This is a genomic window from Klebsiella sp. BIGb0138 (assembly GCF_004342285.1).
Lineage (GTDB): Bacteria > Pseudomonadota > Gammaproteobacteria > Enterobacterales > Enterobacteriaceae > Klebsiella.
In genome coordinates this window covers 659,227-679,380 of sequence record NZ_SMCV01000002.1, presented here as the reverse complement: position 1 = coordinate 679,380, position 20,154 = coordinate 659,227, and the positions used below count along the sequence as shown (strand labels likewise).

At 58.9% G+C, this 20,154-nt stretch carries 17 protein-coding genes; 4 read left to right on the top strand and 13 right to left on the bottom strand.

Annotation, left to right across the window (positions count from 1 at the left end; translation table 11 throughout):
- Nucleotides 1–37: 37 nt before the first annotated feature.
- The 4 genes from EDF73_RS07555 to cecR are packed head-to-tail and all read right to left on the bottom strand — an operon-like array spanning nt 38 to nt 4,562.
- Nucleotides 38–1,171, bottom strand: a complete 1,134-nt coding sequence (locus tag EDF73_RS07555) for an ABC transporter permease (RefSeq protein WP_165905664.1) — start codon at nt 1,169–1,171, stop codon at nt 38–40.
- On the bottom strand, nt 1,161–2,900 hold the full coding sequence (locus EDF73_RS07550) for an ATP-binding cassette domain-containing protein (protein ID WP_132727860.1): 1,740 nt from the start codon (nt 2,898–2,900) through the stop codon (nt 1,161–1,163). The genes EDF73_RS07555 and EDF73_RS07550 overlap by 11 nt, the downstream gene beginning before the upstream one ends.
- Nucleotides 2,893–3,888: a secretion protein HlyD gene (hlyD, locus tag EDF73_RS07545; protein WP_132727857.1), complete on the bottom strand. Its 996-nt coding sequence runs from the start codon at nt 3,886–3,888 to the stop codon at nt 2,893–2,895. Before hlyD ends, EDF73_RS07550 begins: the two co-directional genes overlap by 8 nt.
- A complete protein-coding gene (gene cecR, locus EDF73_RS07540; protein WP_132727854.1) occupies nt 3,885–4,562 on the bottom strand; it encodes a transcriptional regulator CecR in 678 nt (225 codons plus the stop codon). Before cecR ends, hlyD begins: the two co-directional genes overlap by 4 nt.
- 283 nt (nt 4,563–4,845) lie before the next feature.
- On the opposite strand from cecR, the gene rhlE reads away from it, so the two are divergent.
- The 3 genes from rhlE (at nt 4,846) to ybiB (ending at nt 9,643) form a co-directional block, all read left to right on the top strand.
- Complete coding sequence (gene rhlE, locus EDF73_RS07535; protein WP_132727851.1) at nt 4,846–6,243, top strand: ATP-dependent RNA helicase RhlE; 1,398 nt, start codon at nt 4,846–4,848, stop codon at nt 6,241–6,243.
- Between the two features lie 243 nt (nt 6,244–6,486).
- Nucleotides 6,487–8,631, top strand: coding sequence for an ATP-dependent DNA helicase DinG (gene dinG / locus EDF73_RS07530; protein WP_132727849.1), 2,145 nt, complete (start codon nt 6,487–6,489; stop codon nt 8,629–8,631).
- Between the two features lie 43 nt (nt 8,632–8,674).
- Nucleotides 8,675–9,643: a DNA-binding protein YbiB gene (ybiB, locus tag EDF73_RS07525; RefSeq protein ID WP_132727846.1), complete on the top strand. Its 969-nt coding sequence runs from the start codon at nt 8,675–8,677 to the stop codon at nt 9,641–9,643.
- A gap of 448 nt (nt 9,644–10,091) precedes the next feature.
- Here ybiB and ybiJ read toward each other — a convergent pair whose 3' ends face one another.
- The 6 genes from ybiJ to EDF73_RS07495 form a co-directional block, all read right to left on the bottom strand.
- Nucleotides 10,092–10,352 carry a DUF1471 family protein YbiJ gene (gene ybiJ / locus EDF73_RS07520; protein WP_132727843.1) on the bottom strand — a complete coding sequence of 87 codons (261 nt, stop codon included), beginning with the start codon at nt 10,350–10,352 and terminating at the stop codon, nt 10,092–10,094.
- Between the two features lie 285 nt (nt 10,353–10,637).
- The gene (locus tag EDF73_RS07515) at nt 10,638–10,904 is read right to left on the bottom strand and encodes a DksA/TraR family C4-type zinc finger protein (protein ID WP_132727840.1); all 267 of its coding nucleotides are present in this window, start codon (nt 10,902–10,904) and stop codon (nt 10,638–10,640) included.
- Between the two features lie 69 nt (nt 10,905–10,973).
- Nucleotides 10,974–11,651, bottom strand: a complete 678-nt coding sequence (gene ybiX / locus EDF73_RS07510) for a PKHD-type hydroxylase YbiX (protein WP_132727837.1) — start codon at nt 11,649–11,651, stop codon at nt 10,974–10,976.
- Between the two features lie 46 nt (nt 11,652–11,697).
- The gene (locus EDF73_RS07505; RefSeq protein ID WP_132727834.1) at nt 11,698–13,983 is read right to left on the bottom strand and encodes a catecholate siderophore receptor Fiu; all 2,286 of its coding nucleotides are present in this window, start codon (nt 13,981–13,983) and stop codon (nt 11,698–11,700) included.
- Between the two features lie 274 nt (nt 13,984–14,257).
- The gene (locus tag EDF73_RS07500; protein WP_132727831.1) at nt 14,258–14,524 is read right to left on the bottom strand and encodes a YdgH/BhsA/McbA-like domain containing protein; all 267 of its coding nucleotides are present in this window, start codon (nt 14,522–14,524) and stop codon (nt 14,258–14,260) included.
- A gap of 178 nt (nt 14,525–14,702) precedes the next feature.
- Complete coding sequence (locus EDF73_RS07495) at nt 14,703–15,317, bottom strand: flavin reductase family protein (protein WP_132727828.1); 615 nt, start codon at nt 15,315–15,317, stop codon at nt 14,703–14,705.
- Nucleotides 15,318–15,412: 95 nt separating this feature from the next.
- Here EDF73_RS07495 and rlmF point away from each other — a divergent pair, with 95 nt between their 5' ends.
- Nucleotides 15,413–16,327, top strand: a complete 915-nt coding sequence (gene rlmF, locus EDF73_RS07490; protein WP_132727825.1) for a 23S rRNA (adenine(1618)-N(6))-methyltransferase RlmF — start codon at nt 15,413–15,415, stop codon at nt 16,325–16,327.
- A 55-nt stretch (nt 16,328–16,382) separates the two neighbouring features.
- On the opposite strand, the gene ybiO is transcribed toward rlmF, so the two are convergent.
- The 3 genes from ybiO to glnP all read right to left on the bottom strand — a co-directional run bounded on the left by ybiO (nt 16,383) and on the right by glnP (nt 20,097).
- Nucleotides 16,383–18,605: a mechanosensitive channel protein gene (ybiO, locus tag EDF73_RS07485; protein ID WP_132727822.1), complete on the bottom strand. Its 2,223-nt coding sequence runs from the start codon at nt 18,603–18,605 to the stop codon at nt 16,383–16,385.
- A 113-nt stretch (nt 18,606–18,718) separates the two neighbouring features.
- Nucleotides 18,719–19,441, bottom strand: a complete 723-nt coding sequence (gene glnQ, locus EDF73_RS07480) for a glutamine ABC transporter ATP-binding protein GlnQ (protein ID WP_132727819.1) — start codon at nt 19,439–19,441, stop codon at nt 18,719–18,721.
- Entirely contained in the window at nt 19,438–20,097 is a 660-nt protein-coding gene (gene glnP, locus EDF73_RS07475) for a glutamine ABC transporter permease GlnP (RefSeq protein ID WP_032700530.1), read from the bottom strand. The genes glnQ and glnP overlap by 4 nt, the downstream gene beginning before the upstream one ends.
- Nucleotides 20,098–20,154 lie beyond the last annotated feature (57 nt).

Below are 20,154 nucleotides of genomic sequence, written 5' to 3'. Positions count from 1 at the left end.
CCGTCGTGCGCATCCGGGTGAGCCGCCCGCGGGCGCGTTAATCCAGGCGACGTTTGGTTTTCAGCCACGTCAGGCCGATAAACATCACCGCCGAAGCGATTAAAAACAGCACGTTCACCAGCAGTACCACTGGTATATTGCCGGCCAGAAACAGGCTTTGCAGGGTGCTGACGAAATAGCGCGCCGGGATCACGTAGGTCACCGCGCGGATCACCGCCGGCATACTGTCGATCTGAAAAATAAACCCGGAGAGCATAATCGACGGCAGAAAAGCGGCGTTCAGCGCGACCTGCGCGGCGTTAAACTGGTTGCGGGTGATGGTTGAAATTAACAACCCCATCCCCAGGGTGCTGAGTAAAAACAGGCTGGTGATAAAGAACAGAATCAGCAGCGAACCGCGAAACGGCACGCCGAGAATAAAGACTGCCACCAGCATGCACAGCAGCATTGCCAGCATGCCGAGAAAATAGTAGGGGATCAGCTTACACAGCAGTAGCTCAACGCGGGTAATTTCCGTCGACAGCAGCGCCTCCATGGTACCGCGCTCCCACTCGCGGGCGACCACCAGCGAGGTGAGGATCGCGCCGACCACGGTCATAATGATGGTAATGGCGCCGGGGATAATAAAATGCTGGCTGATGGCCGCCGGGTTGAACCAGTAGCGCATCTGCACGTCAATCAGCGGCTCGAAGGTTTCACCGCGGTCCTCCGCGCGCTGCTGCTGCCAGATTTGCCAGATCCCCTCCACGTAGCCCTGGGCAAAGTTGGCGGTGTTAGGCTCGCTGCCGTCGGTAATCAGCTGCAGCGGGGCGCTATCCCCGGGGCGCGCCATCTTCTGGTCAAAATCCACCGGGATCACCACCAGCGCGCGAATGCGCCCGGCCTGCATCATCTGAATCAGCTGCTGGCGATTATCGCTGAGGGTGGCGTCAATATAGGGGGAGCCGGTCATCGCGTGGACGAAATCCAGCGCCTCTTCACTGTGTTGTTCCAGCAGGACGCCGACCCGCAGCTTGCTGGAGTCGAGGTTGATCCCGTAGCCGAAGATGAACAGCAGCAGCAGCGGGATTACGACCGCAATCAGCCAGCTGCTGGGATCGCGGACGATCTGCCGCGTCTCTTTGACGCACAGGGCGCGTACGCGCCGCCATGACAGCAGTTTAGCGCTCACCGGCATTCTCCTTATCCCAGTCGTGAATCAGGGTGATAAATGCCTGTTCCATGGTGGGATCGGGCTGTTCATCGTTTGCCGCCAGCGCTTTCAGGGCATCCGGGGTGCCGCTGGCGATAAGCTTACCGTGATAAACCAGACCAATGCGGTCGCAATATTCCGCCTCATCCATAAAGTGGGTCGTCACCATCACCGTTACCCCTTTATCCACCATACTATTGATATGCAGCCAGAACTCGCGGCGGGTGAGGGGGTCAACGCCGGAGGTCGGCTCATCGAGAAACAGAATATCCGGCTCGTGCATCAGCGAGCAGGCCAGCGCCAGGCGCTGTTTGTAACCCAGCGGCAGCTCATCGGCGGCATGGCCGGCGATGTTTTTCAGGCCAAACGCCTCGCTCATGCGGGCGATCTTTTCGTTTTGCTCCCGGCCACGCAAACCGTAAACGCCGGAGAAGAAACGCAGGTTTTGCTCCACGCTAAGGTTGCCGTACAGCGAAAACTTCTGCGCCATATAGCCAAGATGCTGGCGCGCTTTGCCGGAGCTGATTTTCAGGTCCATCCCCAGCACCAGCGCTTTGCCGGAGGTGGGGACCAGCAGGCCGCACATCATTTTAAAGGTCGTGGATTTACCGGCGCCGTTAGGGCCCAGCAGGCCAAAAATCTCGCCTCGCCTGACCTGGAAGTCCACGTGGTCGGTGGCGGCGAAGTCGCCGAACTTTTTGCTCAGGCTTTGCGCTTCAATGACCGTTTCATCGCCGCTCCCCTCGACGCGATGAATAATCTCGCCCAGCGGCGATTCGGCGGTCGCGGCGCCGCCCAGCAGATCGATAAACGCGTCCTCAAAGCGCGGGGCGGTTTCGGCCACCTCCAGCGGCGGCAGGCCGCTATTGTGCTGCACCTCCGCCATGCTGGCCTCTTTTTTCAGGATCAGACGTACCGATTTGCCCTGAATGACGCCGTCGCTAATCTGCGGCAGTTTCAGCGCCCGCTGCAGGAGGCGACGGTTATTCTCCTCACGACTGGAAACCAGGAAGCTGCGCCCGGCCATCGTTTGGGTCAACGCCTTTGGCTCCCCCTGATACAGCAGTTGGCCTTCGTTCATCAGCAGCACATCGCGGCACTGTTCCGCTTCATCAAGGTAGGAGGTGCTCCAGAGGATCAGCATCCCGTCGCCCGCCAGTTCATGCACCATTTGCCACAGCTCGCGCCGGGAGATCGGATCGACGCCGACGCCGGGCTCATCAAGCAGCAGGACTTTCGGTTCGCCCACCAGGGTACAGGCGAGCCCCAGCTTCTGCTTCATCCCGCCGGAAAGCTTACCCGCCAGGCGGCCGGTAAAGGGGCCAAGAGAGGTGAACTCCAGCAGGCGGGCGAAGGTTTTTTTCCGCGCCTCGCCGGTGACGCTGCGCAGGTCGGCATACAGGGTGAGGTTTTCCATGACCGTCAGATCTTCATACAGCCCGAATTTCTGCGGCATATAGCCGAGCACCGCGTGCAGGGCGCTATCGTTGGCGATCGGATCGAAGCCGATAACGCTGGCGGTGCCGCCATCGGCCTTCAGCAGCCCGGCGAGCATGCGCATCAAGGTAGTTTTTCCGGCGCCGTCGGGGCCCACCAGCCCGGTGACATAGCCCGAGCGGATAGTGCAGGTGAGCGGCGCCACGGCCGGGCGGTCCATCCCGGCGAAGCGGCGGGTCAGCCCGTCGAGCGTGATGAGGTCCTCATTCATGTCCGTTCCCGCGGCTAAAGGTGACGGTCACCGGCATCCCCTGACGCAGCGCGTCGTCCGCATCGGTAACGACAATGCGCAGGCGGTAGACCAGGTCGGTACGTAAATCGGGGGTTTCAACGGTCTTCGGCGTAAATTCAGCGCTCGGGGAGACGAAGCCGATTTTGCCGTGATAGGGCTGATTCGGGCGGCTATCGGTGTACAGCAGGACTTCACGTCCCGGTGCCGCCTGGCCGAGATTTTTTTCGTCAATGTAGGCGCGGACCCATACCGGATGGGTGAGCGATAGCGTCATCACCGTGCCGCCGGCGCTGAGCATGCTGCCGGGCTCAACGGCGCGGGTCATCAGAGTACCGTCGGCGGGGGCGATCAGCGTGGTATCGTGCAGATCGAGCTGCGCCTGCGCCAGGGCGGCCTGCGCCTGCTCAAGGCTGGCTTTGGCCTGGGCGATTTCCTGCGGCCGGTTGCCGGCGCGATACTGACGCAGTTTATCCTGGGCTGATTTCAGCGTCGCCTGGGCCTGATCGCGGGAAGAGCGGGCATTTTCGAGATCGTTAAGCGAAATGGCGCTGTTCTGGCGCAGCCCAAGCTGGCGCTGGTAGAAGTTCTGCGCGTAATCGTAGGCGGCCTGCGCCTGTTTGACGGCGGCGGCGGCCTGAGCGATCTCTTCCGCCCGGTAGCCGGCCATCATCAGGTCATACTGCGCCTGCGCGGTGGAAACATTGGCTTGCGCCTGCTGCAGGGCGTTCTCGTAGGGCGCGCGATCCAGCTGGCCCAGGGTCTGCCCGGCCTGAATGGCATCGCCCTCATCGACGTTTAACGCCGCCAGGCGGCCGCCTACGCGGAAGCTCATATTGACGGTACGAATATCGACGTTGCCATACAGGGTCAGCTCCCTCTGTTGGCTGCTTTGATACCACCACCAGCCGCCGCCGACGGCGGCAATCAGCAGCAGCGCTAACAGGACGATGATGACGGGTTTTTTCATGATCCCAAACTCCTTTGCGATAACCCTTGCAGAACGAAATCGATATGGCAGGCGATAACCTGATAAATTTGCTCGGTTTTCTCTTCGTCGAACTGCGCCCAGCCGGTACGCAGCAAAATAGTTTCTCGCCCAAGGCGGAAAGCCAGAATCTCGCCCAGCAGCGCATGCGTGTGCAGAATCATCTGCGTGTCATCGGCATCAAGGCCGGTAAACGCGGCGATTAAACGGGTCAGATAGCGGTGCAGCGGCGCGATGACCTGGTCGTGGATTAACTGGTACGCCGCGGTGGGAGACAGCTGCTCGCGAGAGATGAATTTACTCAGATTGACCGTATCATCCTGGGTCAGCAGCAAAATCATATTCTGGCAGGCGCGCAGAATCAGCGTGCGAATCGCCGACTTGTCCAGCGTCGGCGCGGCAAGGAGCGTTTCCGCCGCCTCGGCATGCGGGCGAAAATTGTGGCTGATAAAATCGGCAATCCACTGCGCGCAGGCGAGATACAGGTCGTCTTTCGAGCCGAAATAGTAGGGGATGGCGGCGATATTTTGCCCGGCCTGGGCGGCAATATCCCGGGTGGTGGCATGCAGTCCATATTCGCCAAACTGGGCGATGGCTGCGGCAATCAGCTGACTTTTGGCTTGTTCGCCTTTGGTGGTGACCGGGGAGGTATTCATCGCGCGCACCAAAAAATTAATCAATCGATTGATTAATAGTATGTCCGGTTCGCGAAACTGTCCACCGTGGCTGATACTCTATTCAGCCTGCGTGCCCACCGGCTGGTGTCGCCGGGCGGACGAGGATTATGCGGCGGAAAAACCCCGCAGGGATATTTTATGCGCTATGTCACAAAACCTGCTAGACTGCGCCCCTTCATGGCATTGTGGTTTTTGCCATCTCTTTCGCAATAATCTCCCCGAAAACTACGCCTGTAACGGGCCGGGGCGGTTTGGAGTTGTTATGTCTTTTGATTCCCTTGGCCTGAATTCTGAAATCCTGCGCGCGGTCGCCGAGCAGGGTTACCTTGAGCCAACCCCAATTCAGCAGCAGGCGATCCCTGCGGTGTTGCAGGGACGCGATCTGATGGCCAGCGCCCAGACCGGCACCGGCAAAACGGCAGGCTTTACGCTGCCGCTACTGCAGCATCTGATTCAGCAAGAACCGCATGCCAAAGGCCGTCGCCCGGTGCGCGCGCTGATCCTCACGCCAACCCGTGAGCTGGCGGCGCAGATCGGTGAAAACGTCCGGGATTACAGCAAGTACCTGAATATTCGCTCTCTGGTGGTCTTCGGCGGCGTCAGCATTAACCCGCAGATGATGAAGCTGCGCAGCGGCGTCGATATCCTGGTGGCGACCCCCGGGCGTCTGCTGGATCTCGAACATCAGAACGCGGTCAGCCTGGATAAAGTGGAAATCCTGGTGCTGGATGAAGCCGACCGTATGCTGGACATGGGCTTTATCCATGATATTCGCCGCGTGCTGGCGAAGCTCCCGGCGAAACGCCAGAACCTGCTGTTCTCTGCGACCTTCTCCGACGAGATTAAGTCACTGGCGGAAAAGCTGCTGCATAATCCGCTGGAAATCGAAGTGGCGCGCCGTAACACCGCTTCCGAGCAGATAACGCAGCACGTCCATTTCGTTGATAAGAAACGCAAGCGTGAACTGCTGTCGCAGATGATTGGTGAAGGCAACTGGCAGCAGGTGCTGGTCTTTACCCGCACCAAACACGGCGCCAACCATCTGGCAGAACAGCTGAATAAAGACGGTATTCGCAGCGCGGCGATTCACGGCAACAAGAGCCAGGGGGCGCGTACCCGGGCATTAGCTGACTTTAAATCCGGCGGCATTCGCGTGCTGGTGGCCACCGATATCGCCGCCCGCGGCCTGGATATCGAAGAGCTGCCGCACGTGGTGAACTATGAGCTGCCGAACGTTCCGGAAGATTATGTGCACCGTATCGGCCGTACCGGCCGCGCCGCCGCCACCGGCGAGGCGCTGTCGCTGGTCTGCGTCGACGAACATAAACTGCTGCACGATATTGAACGTCTGCTGAAAAAAGAGATTCCGCGGATTGCGGTTGCCGGCTATGAACCGGATCCGTCGATCCGGGCGGAACCGATTCAGAACGGTCGTCAGCAGCGCAGCGGCGGCGGCCGTGGTCAGGGGCAAGGCCGCGGTAGCCAGGGCCAGGGGCGTAACGCTCAGGGCCAGGGGCGCAGCCAGCAGTCCGCGCCGCGCCGTACCGACGGTGAAGCGCCGAAGGCCGGGGCTAAACCTTCACGTCGTACCGGCGAGGCGAAACCGGCCGGCGAGCAGCAGCGCCGCCGTCGTCCGCGTAAACCGGCGGCGGGCGAATAACCGTCGTACCTCGCTCTTGCGATCCGGGCAATCTCCTGCCCGGATCGCGCGAGGCCGCAGCATCGCCCGGATAAGGCCTTTACCCCGCCACCCGGGCTTCTTCTTTTGCTTACGCCACGCCTGCTGGCATCGCGATTTTCCGCCAGACCCCGAGCCGCATTCCACTTTCCGCAGAAAGAAACTCCTCCTGTCAGGCAAAAAGTGTCACAATAGTGGCTGTTTATACAGTATTCAGGTTTTCTCATGGCTTTGACCGCTGCGCTAAAAGCGCAAATCGCCGCCTGGTATAAGGCGCTTCAGGAACAGATTCCGGACTTTATTCCCCGTCCTCCGCAACGGCAGATGATTGCTGACGTGGCGAAAACGCTCGCCGGAGAAGAGGGCCGCCACCTGGCCATTGAGGCTCCTACCGGCGTCGGGAAAACCCTGTCGTATCTGATTCCCGGCATCGCCATCGCCCGTGAAGAACAGAAAACGCTGGTGGTGAGTACCGCCAACGTCGCGCTGCAGGATCAGATCTACAGTAAAGATTTACCGCTGCTGCGCAAAATCATTCCCGATCTGCGTTTTACCGCCGCCTTTGGCCGCGGGCGCTACGTCTGCCCGCGCAATCTGGCCGCGCTAGCCAGCACCGAGCCGACGCAGCAGGATCTGCTGGCGTTTCTCGATGACGATCTGACGCCGAATAATCAGGCCGAGCAGAAGCTGTGTGCCACCCTGAAGACCGATCTCGATAGCTACCGCTGGGATGGTCTGCGCGATCACACCGATAAACCTGTTGATGACGGGCTGTGGAGCCGCCTGAGCACCGACAAAGCCAGCTGCCTGAACCGTAACTGCCACTATTACCGCGAATGTCCGTTCTTCGTTGCCCGGCGAGAAATTCAGGAAGCGGAAGTGGTGGTGGCGAACCATGCACTGGTCATGGCGGCAATGGAGAGCGAAGCCGTGCTGCCGGAGCCGAAAAATCTGCTGCTGGTTCTGGATGAAGGTCACCACCTGCCGGATGTCGCCCGCGATGCGCTGGAGATGAGCGCGGAAATTACCGCCTCCTGGTATCGGCTGCAGCTGGATCTGTTCAGCAAGCTGGTGGCGACCTGCATGGAGCAGTTTCGGCCTAAAACCACGCCGCCGCTGGCGAACCCCGAGCGCCTCACCAGCCATTGTGAAGAGCTGTATGAGCTGATCGCCACGCTGAATAATATTCTCAATCTGTATCTGCCCGCCGGCCAGCAGGCCGAGCACCGTTTTCCGATGGGGGAACTGCCGCAGGAGGTGATGGCGATCTGCCAGCGGTTGGCGAAACTCACTGAAATGCTGCGCGGGCTGGCGGAGCTGTTTCTTAACGATCTCGGCGAAAAGACCGGCAGTCATGATGTGGTGCGTTTACACCGGGTGCTGCTGCAAATGAACCGGGCGCTCGGCATGTTCGAAAGCCAGAGTAAGCTGTGGCGGCTGGCGTCGCTGGCGCAATCTTCCGGGGCGCCGGTCACCAAGTGGGTCACCCGCGAGCTGCGCGACGGCCAGGCGCATATCGGGTTTCACTGCGTCGGGATCCGCGTCAGCGACCAGCTGGAAAGATTGCTGTGGCGAAGCGTACCGCATATTGTCGTCACCTCCGCCACCCTGCGTTCGCTAAACAGCTTTGCCCGCCTGCAGGAGATGAGCGGGCTGAAAGAAAAGGCCGGCGATCGCTTTGTGGCGCTGGATTCCCCCTTCAACCACGTCGAGCAGGGCAAAATTGTGATCCCGCAGATGCGCTACGAGCCGCTCATCGATAACGAAGAGCAGCATATTGCGGAAATGGCGGCCTACTTCCGCGAGCAGGTTGAGAGCAAAAAGCATCTGGGGATGCTGGTGCTGTTCGCCAGCGGCCGGGCGATGCAGCGTTTTCTGCAACATGTCACCGACCTGCGTCTGCTGCTGCTGGTGCAGGGGGATAAGCCGCGTTACCGGCTGGTAGAGTTGCACCGCAAACGGGTGCAGGACGGCGAACGCAGCGTCCTGGTGGGGCTACAGTCGTTTGCCGAAGGGCTGGATTTAAAAGGCGAACTGTTAAGCCAGGTGCACATTCATAAAATTGCTTTCCCGCCCATCGACAGCCCGGTGGTGATTACCGAAGGCGAATGGTTGAAAAGCCTGAACCGCTATCCGTTCGAAGTGCAAAGCCTGCCGAGCGCCTCTTTCAACCTGATCCAGCAGGTTGGGCGTCTGATCCGCAGCCATAGCTGCTGGGGCGAAGTGGTGATTTACGACAAGCGTTTGTTGACCAAAAATTATGGCCAGCGTCTACTGAACGCACTGCCCGTTTTTCCGATAGAGCAGCCGGGCGTCCCTGAGGTTATAGTAAAAAGCAAAGCAAAACAGACGCGCCGCAGGCGTCGTTAATGGTGCAGTGTCGACGATGTGAGCAGCTTAGAAGGAGTCTTCAATGGACTACAGCAAGATCATTAAAGAAGTCGGGCGGGGCAAAAATCACGCTCGCGACCTGGATGTGGAAACGGCCCGCGCGCTTTATACGCGGATGCTCGATGGCGAGGTCGCCGAGCTGGAACTGGGTGGGATTTTAATTGCTCTGCGCATTAAAGGCGAAGGCGAAGCGGAAATGAAAGGCTTTTATGAGGCCATGCAGCAGCAAACGTTGCGCCTGACGCCGCCTGTGGCCCGGCCGATGCCGGTGGTGATCCCCAGCTATAACGGCGCGCGTAAGCAGGCTAACCTGACGCCGCTGCTCGCCGTCCTGCTGCATAAACTCGGCTTTCCGGTGGTGGTGCATGGCGTCAGCCACGATCCCACCCGGGTGCTGACGGAGACGATTTTTGAGCTGATGGGGATCCCGGCGACCCGGCATGCGGGACAGGCTCAGGCGCGGCTGGACGGCCACGAGCCGGTCTATATTCCGGTTGGCGCCTTCTGTCCACCGCTGGAGAAACAGCTTGCCCTACGCTGGCGAATGGGCGTGCGTAATAGCGCGCATACGCTGGCGAAACTGGCGACGCCGTTTGCTGAACAGGCGGCGCTGCGCCTGGCGAGCGTCTCCCATCCCGAATATGTCGGCAGAGTCGCGAAATTCTTTGCCGAAATAGGGGGGCGGGCGCTGTTAATGCACGGTACCGAAGGGGAGGTGTATGCCAATCCACAGCGTTGCCCGCAGATTAGCCTGATTGATAGCCACGGCGCGCGGGTGCTCCATGACCGCCAAAGCGATACGCCGCAGGGGGACCTTGCGCTGCCGGAGTCAAAAGATCCGCTGGTGACGGCGCGGTGGATTGAGCGCTGCGCGGTGGGAAGCGAGCCGTTGCCGCAGTCGCTGAGAATTCAGCTGGCATGTTGCCTGGTCGCTACCGGGGAAGCCACCTCGCTGGAACAGGGGCTGGCTAAGGTAGCAGAGCGCTGGTAGCCGCCCGGCTATCCGGGCGATAAAAAACCGCTAAAAAGCTTCATCAGCGGTTAGCGTGGCGTGTCGCAGGTACAAGACGGCGCGAGCAAAAGCATTTTTTGCCGCCGCGCCGGGTGGCCGGTTTTTATGGCTGCCGCTGAAAAGCGTGCAGCATAAAAATGGCGGCGGTGTGGCAAGGGGCCGATCGCCTGAGGTTCCCGGCGGCCAGTACACGTCTCCATGCCATTGATCGGCGGCGGGTGATCGGCGGCGGACAATATCAACGCATGCCACAGCCGCCGTGAACGGAATTATCCGCTGCACCTGACTCATTTACCTTCGCCCACACCGCCTCCAACAAGAAACCCATCGCCGAATGCGGCGCATAAAAAAAGCCCGTCCGGTGGCACGGACGGGCAAAACAAGGGTATTAAAGGGTTTTTCAGGGTTAATACAGGTGGAGCAGCGATTATTTGTAGATAACCGCGGTACCGCTAACTTTGTTATTGGTGTTAGCGGAGGTGATGCTGTAACCGGTGGCGCCCGCGGCATTCGCTTTCGCCGCCAGTTTGGCTTCCAGGCCATCCAGCGTCGTTGCGCCTTCCGCAGACACAACGCCGATTTTATTCATGCTTTCAGCCTGAGATGGAGTGACCGGTTGAGCGGCGAAAGCACCAAAGGACAGAGCAGATAGGGCAATAGCAGCGGCAGCATATTTAATGGTTTTCATGATTAATCTCTCGCAGGTTATTTTGTTAAGAGGACGATGTTCCGTCGATGTGATAAGTATCACGTTTGTTCGCGAGATATAAAATCGAAGGAAATTAACAGTCTTTATCGAATTTTTTGAATGACTATTAATTTATTGAATATTAATAAATTATTTTTCTGTTCGTGTCCCCGCGGGACGGTAGAGAGGGGCAGAAACTTTTCAGGGCACATTTTGCCACTTTTTTCGCCGGAAAACGTGCGCGAAAAGATAATCCATGCTGTGGTAATGAACGGTAAATGAAGGTCAGCGTAGCTGGCTATCCTTGGATCCGCGGCGATTATATCCTGAAAATGTATTGTTATGTAAATCTTTATCCTGCTGGCACTTCACGCAGAATCTGACCCCAGGAATCGCCTTGCGCCGGGCCTCGGGAATCGGCTCTCCGCATTCATCACAAAATTTGTTGCTCTCCCCGCTGGGAAGGGCGTTTCTCGCCCGCGCGACCGCATCGTCAATGGTGCTGTCGATCTGATCCTGAACTGCGCCATCATTTGCCCAACCTGATGCCATGATGCACCTCCTCACTGTTGTTACTGTCAGTATAGAGAAGATGGGGGCAAAAAAGGGTCAGGCAAGGGATCAGATTTCCGACCAGTCCCGCAGCAGGTTATGGTACAGATTCAGCAGCGATAGCACCTCATCACTTTCGCCGTGGCGGCTCTTCAGGGTTTGAATATTACGATCCAGCTCAAACAGCATACCGCGGCGCTTGTCGTCCCGGACCATTGACTGGATCCAGAGGAAAGAGGCCACCCGCACGCCGCCGGTGACTGGCGTCACGCAGTGCAGACTGCTTGAGGGGTAGAGTACCAGGTCGCCCGCCGGGAGTTTGACCGCATGCTGACCGTAGGTGTCGTTCACCACCAGCTCTCCGCCTTCATAGCTCTCCGGCGCGCTGAGGAACAGGGTGGCGGAAAGGTCGGTACGCATCCAGCCGCCCTGGGCCTGACTACGGACCGCGCCGTCAACGTGAAAACCGTAGGTTTCACTCTGCTGATAGCGGTTAAACAGCGGGCTGGAGAGGGTTTTAGGCAACGCGGCGGCGAAGAATAGCGAGCTGCGGTTGAGCGCGGCGAGGACCTTATTCTGCAGTTCAGCGTACAGAGGCGTGCGGGTGTCGACCTGCTGGTTTTTTTTCACCTGCGCGCCCTGATCGCCGGTGGTAGCTCGCCCGTCAACCCATTCGGCCTGCTGCAGCTGCGCGCGAAAATCATCAACTTCCTGCGGGCTGAGAACGGCGGGAATATGGTACATCATCGTGGTGTCTCCTGAGAAAACGGGGCGTTGCCGCCCCGTGTGTGGATTAGAAATGGACGTTGGCGGTCAGCAGGAAGGTCCGCGGTTCGCCTGGGTGATAACGGTAGCCGCTCTTGTTGATTGAGGCGACATAATTGGTATCGAACAGGTTATAGACGTTCAGCTGCAGATCGACGTTTCGGTTGATACGATAGCCCACTTTAGCGTCGGCCACCCAGTAGCCTTCGGTGTAGGACGGCGTACCGACGGCGCCGTCGCTGCCGCGATGCATGCTGCCGATGTAACGAGCGCCTGCGCCAAGGGCGATCGCATCGGTTGCCTGGTACTGGCTCCAGAGGGTAAAGGCGTGCTCCGGCGTGTACGGCAGCGCGCTGGTGCCATCCTGGGAGATGTTGGCGCCTTCACGGATGCTGGCGTGCTGCTGGGTGTATCCGCCGATGACCTGCCAGTCCGGCGTGATATTACCGGCCAGCGACAGCTCATAACCTTCGACGCGTTTTTTACCGTACTGCGAATAGGTGCCGTCGTCGTTTTGCTCGACTTCGTTCTCAATATCGGTACGGAAAACCGCCGCCGTCAGCAGCAGACGCTTATCCATCAGCTCCCACTTGGTGCCGACTTCGCTGGTCTTCGCTTTCTGCGGTTTGAAATCGGTACGGTTGGCGCTATTCCCGGTACCGCTCTGAGCCAGGGCGAAGTTGTTGCCGCCCGGGGGCTGCTGCGAGATCGCGTAGTTAACGTAAACGTTGCCGTTATCGGTCAAGTGGTACAGCGCGCCGGCTTTCCAGTTCACCAGATTGCCGCTCGTTGAGGTATCTACCGTGGTGACCGGCGAGTTCACCGCGACGCCGGCCGGGCAGGCAACCGCGCCGCGGCCGGTGCCGCCGCACAGGCTCGCGCTGTCGTATTTAGTCTGGTAGTTATCCAGACGAATGCCGCCGTTAAGCTCGAAATCACGGGTAATCTGCAGGGTATCGAAAGCATATACGCCGAAGGTGTCCGTCCGCCCGTTGGCATTGGCGCCGCTGCGGTTCAGCCCGCCAATAGAGATATCGCTATTGGGGTGGTAAATATTGACCGCCGGAGGCGTGATGGGATAAACGCCGTAGTTGGTCTGGGTTTCCCGGGTCAGCTCGAAGCCGGCGCTGATGTCGTGCCCGATCGAGCCGGTGTAGAACTTCGAGGTCAGGTTGGTCTGGTTGGTCAGAATTTTATTGCTGACGTCTTTGGTGTTCGCCAGGCGCGACCAGGTCCAGTCTCCAACATCCGGGCCACTTTGCGTGATGTTAGTCGCGCCGCCCATCACCGCCGTCAACAGATAATCCTGCTTTACGCGCGACCAGCGGGTGGTGTTGCGGATGGTGGTATTATCGCTCAGGTCATGCTCAAAACGCATGGTCACCGTATCGGTGGTGGAGTCGTCGTAATCGGAATTGGTACCGTAGAAGTTGCTGGTGGCGACTTTGCCGGAGTGATTGAGCGCCGCCGTGCCTGCCGTAGGGGCCGAGTATCCCGGCAGACCGATGGTTGGGATACCGCCATCTGGCGTGTTGTGCTGGGTCACGTGCAGATAGTTCAGGTACAGACGATTCTCCGTGCCGAGACCAAACGCCGCCGATGGCGCGACGCCGTAACGTTCATTTTTGACGTTATCGCGGCCGGCATCGTGGGTTTTCTCACCCATCAGGTTCAGACGCACGGCGCTGGTTTCGCCGATGGCCTCATTGATATCGAGCGTGCCGCGGCGCAACCAGGCGCTGCCGGCGCTGACGGAGGCATCGATACCGGAGTCCAGGCGCGGCTGCTTGCTGATCATATTGATTGAGCCGGTAGGGGCGCTACGGCCGTAGTCAGACCCCGACGGGCCTTTAATCACTTCCACCTGTTCAGTGTTAAAGGTATCGCGGGTCACGCTGCCGATATCGCGGACACCGTCGACATAGATGCTGTTAGACGTATCGGCCCCACGCATATAAATGGAATCGCCGGTCGATGAGCTACCGTTTTCACCTGCATAGAAGGCCCCGACGCCAGGGACGTTTTTTAGCGCATCGGTCAGGTTGGTCACGCCCTGATCTTTCATCACCTGATCGGAGACGACCGTTACTGTACGCGTGGTATCCGCGAGCGGGCGGGAGAATTTAGGGTCGGCGGATTGCGTGGGGGCATACAAAGAGGGAGCCTGCGCTTCCACCACCAGCGTTTCACCGCTATTTTTTTCACTGCTGTCTGCGGCCAGCACCTGTCCTGTCGGCGACAGGCTCAGACACAGACCGGTAAAGATCGTCAGCGAGCTAAAACTGCTGAAAGGTAAATTCTGTTTTTTGTCCATTTCAATAAGCAACTTATAGTTTTAATTTAAGCCATTACGGCCGCAGGCCCAGCGATGCCGGGTCCCGACCACTGCAGGTGATTTGTTAAAATAACAATGCGTTTGATAATGATTTTGATAACCATTATCAAATAACGGCAAATTTCTATCACTCATTGATAAAAAAATAAATACATTTCTTTACGTGCATTACATTTTTTCTACATAAACGGCGGGCGGCTGGCTCACCATGAGAGTCGGAGGCCCGATGGTCACCGACCCGTTTAGCCGCGGCTTATTTATAGATAATGGCGGTCCCGGACATTTTATTGGCGCTGTTGGCGGAGTTGATACGCCAGGCGATCGCCCCTTGTTCATGCGCTTTTTGCGCCAGTTTTGCCTGCAAATCATCCAGATTGCTGGCGCCTGAGGCCGAGACGGTACCGACCGGGCGCAACGGACCGCTTTCGGGAATAGTGGGGGAAGGGAGTATCTCGGCCGGGGCCATAAACGAGCTGGCGGCGAGCGCGATGGTGATGAGTACCAGCACATTTCTTCTCATGAGCATATCCTCATTAACCGCATGGGACATACTCTAAGTTTAGGCCTTTGCCGCAGGATAGACAGGATAAAAAACTGAAGGCAAACAACGACTTTTTTGCATGAACGGCGCGATAATCTGCTGCCCGGCCGGCCGTTTGCGCAGCAGGCCGGGCAGAAGGGGGCGCGGTCAGGCGGGGTTAGCGCGCGTCCGGGCGGATCAGGTCAAAACGCAGACTTTCATCAATCGCGTAATAGGCGCTCGGGCCGCCGGCACGGAGAATCGGCTGGGCCTTCGCGGTCTGATACACGCCATTCTCCAGCAGCGATTCGTCGATATGGACCGCCACCACTTCCCCCAGCACCAGCCAACTGTCGATGGGGGCGCCATCGGCGGTGGTCAGGCGAATGCATTGGGATAACCGGCACTCGAAGTTCACCGGACTCTCCGCTACCCGAGGCGCGGCGACGAGGCGACTGTCTGCGGGGGTCAGCCCGGCGCGGACAAACTCATCTTCGTGACGCGGGATACTGGCGGAGGTCTCGTTCATCGCTTCAGCCAGCGGGCGGGTCGCCAGATTCCAGACAAATTCTTTGGTTTCGACAATATTCTGTACACTGTCTTTCCATCCGCTGCTGGCAAAACCGATAATGGGTGGCCGATAGTTAAAGCAGTTGAAAAAACTGTAGGGAGCCAGATTGCGCTGTCCCGCCGTGTCCAGAGACGCAATCCAGCCGATCGGGCGCGGCCCGATAATTGCGTTAAGCGGGTCGTGCGGCAGGCCATGTCCTTGTGAAGGTTGATAGAAATACATAGAACACCCGTAACCGAATAGGAGATATCCAGACTCCCTTATTTACCGCGCCGCCGTCAACGGGTATCTTACGCGGCTGTTCAAAGGAGATTGCCATGAAAGCCCAGAAACCGGGGTTACACCCGCGTAACCGTCATCATCAACGTTATGATTTGCCCGCGCTATGCCAGGCTCATCCGGAGCTGGAGGGCTTTATCACCCTGAATCCGCTGGGCGAACAGACCATCGACTTTGCTAACCCGCTGGCGGTGAAGGCGCTGAATAAGGCGCTGCTGGCGCACTTCTACGCGGTAAAACACTGGGATATTCCGGACGGCTTTTTATGCCCCCCGGTACCGGGAAGGGCGGATTATATCCACCATCTGGCCGATCTGCTGGCGCTGGATACCGGGACGATTCCCGACAATGCCACCATCCTCGATATTGGCACCGGGGCAAACTTAATTTATCCGCTGATTGGCGCGCATGAGTACGGCTGGCGTTTTACCGGCAGTGAGATTAACCCGGAAGCGCTCGCCAGCGCCCAGGCGATTATCAGCGGCAACCCGGGGCTGAGCCGTCAGATTCGCCTGCGTCGCCAGAAAGAGAGCGGGGCTATCTTTAGCGGCGTGATACATAAAAACGAGTGCTACGACGCCACGCTATGCAACCCGCCGTTCCATGACTCGGCGGCCAGCGCGCAGGCGGGCGGCGAGCGCAAGCGCCGTAACCTGGGGCTTGGGGCAGACAGCGTGATGAATTTCGGCGGCCAGCAGCAGGAGCTGTGGTGTGAAGGCGGCGAGGTCGCGTTTATCACCCGGATGATTCGCGAAAGCCAGCAGTTTGGTCGTCAGGTGAAATGGTTCACCTCGCTGGTCTCCCGCGGCGATAATCTGCCGCCGCTGTATCGTACCCTGACCGACGTTGGCGCAGTGAAGGTGGTGAAAAAAGAGATGGCTCAGGGGCAGAAGCAGAGCCGTTTCATTGCCTGGACCTTTATGGACGAAGCGAAACGTCGCCGCCCGCTGTAGCCGTGAGCCGGCGCAGTGACGACGGCCGGGCGGTCTGTGCCGCCCGGGCCTCACGCTAGAGCGTCGGTTCTGATGGCGCCGGAGGCGCCTCGGGGGAGGCTGTCGATGCCGGTGCCGGGAGGACCTGGTAAGTTTGTACCGGCGCCCGTACCCCGGCGAGGTCGAAGTGTTTTTTCACCTGGGTGTCGAGGGCGAAACGGACCGTCCACTGCTTCAGCGGCAGGGTGGTAAAGGTCACCCGCAGGGTAAACGCCGTATTGCTGAGGCCGACCAGCCCGGCAAATGACGGTTCGCCAATCACCAGCCCACGAATCTCCTCCTGAGCCATCACCGCGGCAACCGCATCTTTCAAGGCCTGCCCGGCTTTTTCCAGATCTTCATGTCTGTCGACATCGTAGTTGGCGACCACCGAACCGATGCCGCGCACGAAGTTGGCGAAGGTGGTGATCGAAGACCACGGGATAATATGGTACGCGCCGGTATCCTGGCGCACGCCGACCGAACGGATCGACATCCGTTCCACCGTCCCGGTTAACGGCCCGATGGTGACCAGATCGCCGGTATTCATCCCGTTCTCAAACTGGATAAAAATCCCGGTGATAATATCCTTCACCAGCGTCTGGGCGCCGAACGAAATGGCCAGCCCCAGCGCGCCGGCGCCAGCCAGCAGCGGCGCGATATTCACCCCCACTTCGGAGAGCAGGATCATCGCGGTGATGGTGCTGATGATTACCGCCAGCGCGTTGCGGAATAGGGTCAGCAGCGTGCGCGCGCGGGCGCCCGGCAGCGGACGGCCGTGGATGTCGGAGGCGAGGCGGTTTTCAATCAGGCTGGCGAGCAGCGTCCAGCCGATGGCGGAAAAGAACAGGATCAGCGCGATGCGGATCAGCACATCCACCGCTTTTTGTCCGGCGCCGTTTTGCATCCAGTTCCAGAAATCAAACAGCCCCCACGCGCTGAGCAACAGCATGATCGCCACGGCAACCACCAGAATACGCGCCACCTTGAGCGAGGCCGAGATCCAGCCGTTCAGCCGTTTTTGCAGCTCCGGGTAGTTACGCTGGGTGTGCGGCGACAGGGTGATGGTTTTGGCTATCCAGCGCGATAGAATGCCGGAGACCAGCGCGGCGGCGCCGATAATCGCCAGGCTGCGTACCGTGGCCCCCATCATAAACTTCAGGCTGTTGCCGGGATCGAAGAGGGAAAAGAAAAACAGCACGATAAAATAGGCGCAGGCCAGCCAGTGCCAGATCAGCGCGAAGGCGCGGATAAACAGGCTGAAGAAGGTCAGCGAGCGATCCGCCAGATGGAGCAGCTCCTCGGTAATCAGTTTCTTATTATGGAAGATCAGATACAACGCCCACAGGGTGATACAGAGCATGATTATCACGTTGGCCAGCGCACCAACCTGCACATTGACCTGGTTGGAGATAATCGGTACCGCCACGATAAGACCGTAGCCAATCAGGCTGCTCAACGCGCTGAGACGGAGGTTCCAGTATCTGGCGCCCTCATCGCTGAGGTTAAAGGGGCGCAGCTCCGCCACCCGCGGGCAAAAAATCAGGCGCAGAATGGCTTTAAAGAACTCAATCAGGGCGAAGGCGTTGAGGAACAGGCTTTGCTGAAAGGCGATGGTGCGGCTGCCGCCGTTAAACCGGTCGCTGAGCATCTGGCCGATAAACAGCGTGAGCGCCAGCAGGAGCAGGTCGAAAATAAACGCGCCGGCGATGGTGGCCGGCAGCTGCAGCCAGTTGCCGCGATCGTGGTTTTTCCGTCGTCCCCATTGGCCCATTTTGCGATACAGCGGCAGGGCGGCCAGGCGCACTAACCACCAGAAGGCGAAGACCAGCGCGGCCAGCAGCAGGAAGTGGCCCGCGGCGTTGCGAAAGGTATCGGCATGAAAGGGTTTATGCGCCGAAGCGGTGATATTGCGCCACAGCTGAGAGAAACGCGAGGCGAAGCGTTCGCCGTACTCGCGGCTGATTTGGGTGACATTTTCCAGCACCGTACGTTCATCTTTCTCTTCCGGCGGCGTCAGTTTCGGCGCGCTGGCCGGCGGCGGCGTGGCGGCGGCGGTGCGCAGCTGGTCGATCAGCTCCTGGCGTGCGGCATCGTTATCCAGTACGTCGGCCAGCGCGGCATAGGCGGCTTTCTTCTTCGCAAGATCGGGTTCACTGCTGGCGGAGCGATCGGCGGTGGCGGTCGGGGCGCCGGGTAGCGCGGCTGCCGACAGCGGGGCGGTAAACAGCGTTGCAAGCAGTAACAGGATCCACGGCACAGGCGCCTCCCTCTCATTCCAAAACCATTAAGTATAGAAGTTGATGGGCGGAGGGGGGCGGTGAGATGAGTCTGGAAAGCGGCCCCCCGCGTTGGGGGAGCCGTTGTTGACGGTCAGGCTACGTGCTGGAGGAATTCGCGCAGACGCGGGCTCGGTGGGTTCCTGACCAGCTCCTGCGGGTTACCATCTTCCGCAATGCGCCCTTTATCAATGAAGATCAGCCGGGAAGCCACCTTCTCGGCAAAGCCGATTTCGTGGGTGACGATGACCATCGTCATGCCTTCTTCCGCCAGATCCTGCATAACCTTCAGCACTTCGTGACGCAGTTCCGGGTCCAGCGCCGAGGTGGGCTCATCAAACAGCATCATTTTAGGTTTCACCGCCAGCGCACGGGCGATCGCCACGCGCTGCTGCTGGCCGCCGGACAGTTCAGAAGGATAGTGGTGGGCGCGTTCCGCCAGACCCACTTTCTCCAGCAGATCTTGCGCCAGTTTCTCTGCCGCCTCTTTTTTCGCGCCGCGTACGCGCAGCGGCCCGAACATGACGTTCTCCAGCGCCGTCAGGTGCGGGAAGAGATAAAACTGCTGGAACACCATCCCGGCTTCCTGGCGGATCAGGCGCTCGTCGACCTTCGGGTCATTGACCTTCAGGCCATCGACAATCAGCTCGCCGCTGGTGATCTCTTCCAGTTTGTTGATGCAGCGCAGCAGAGTTGATTTTCCGGAGCCGGACGGCCCGATGATCACCACCACTTCGCCCTGGTTGATCTTCAGATCGATATCATGCAGCACCTTGGTTGGGCCAAAGTGCTTGGAAACGTTTTTAAATTCAATCACAGGATTTTCATCCTTCTTTCAAGACGACGCAGAATGAAGCTCAACACCAGGGTGATGATCAGATAAATCACGGCAACGGCGCTCCAGATTTCCAGCGCGCGGAAGTTACCGGCAATAATCTCCTGGCCCTGGCGGGTCAGTTCGGCGACGCCGATGACGATAAAGAGCGAGGTATCTTTGATGCTGATGATCCATTGGTTGCCCAGCGGCGGCAGCATACGACGCAGCGCCAGCGGCAGGATCACGTGACGAATGGTCTCGCGTCGGGAGAGACCAAGGGCCAGACCGGCTTCGCGGAAGCCTTTATGGATAGAGAGCACCGCGCCGCGGGTAATTTCCGCGATATAGGCGCCGGAGTTAATCATGATGGTGACCACCGCCGCGGAAAACGGGTCGATGCGCAAATCATTAAACGCCATTGGCAGGGCGAAGTAGATAAACATGACCTGCACCACGATCGGGGTGCCGCGAATGATCTCAATGAACACTAACGCGATGTGGTTGGCGATCCAGCCGCCAAAGCAGCGGGCGAAACCGGCGACGAGGCCGATAATCAGGCCGCCAGCCAGGCCGAGGACGGAAATCCACAGCGTCATTTTGGCGCCTTCCAGCAAAATCGGAATGGCGGGCCAGATGGCACTCCAGTCAAACTGCATAATTCGTTCCTGTTACCGTGTCGAAAAACAGAGGACAACCTCTGCGAAAAAATGACT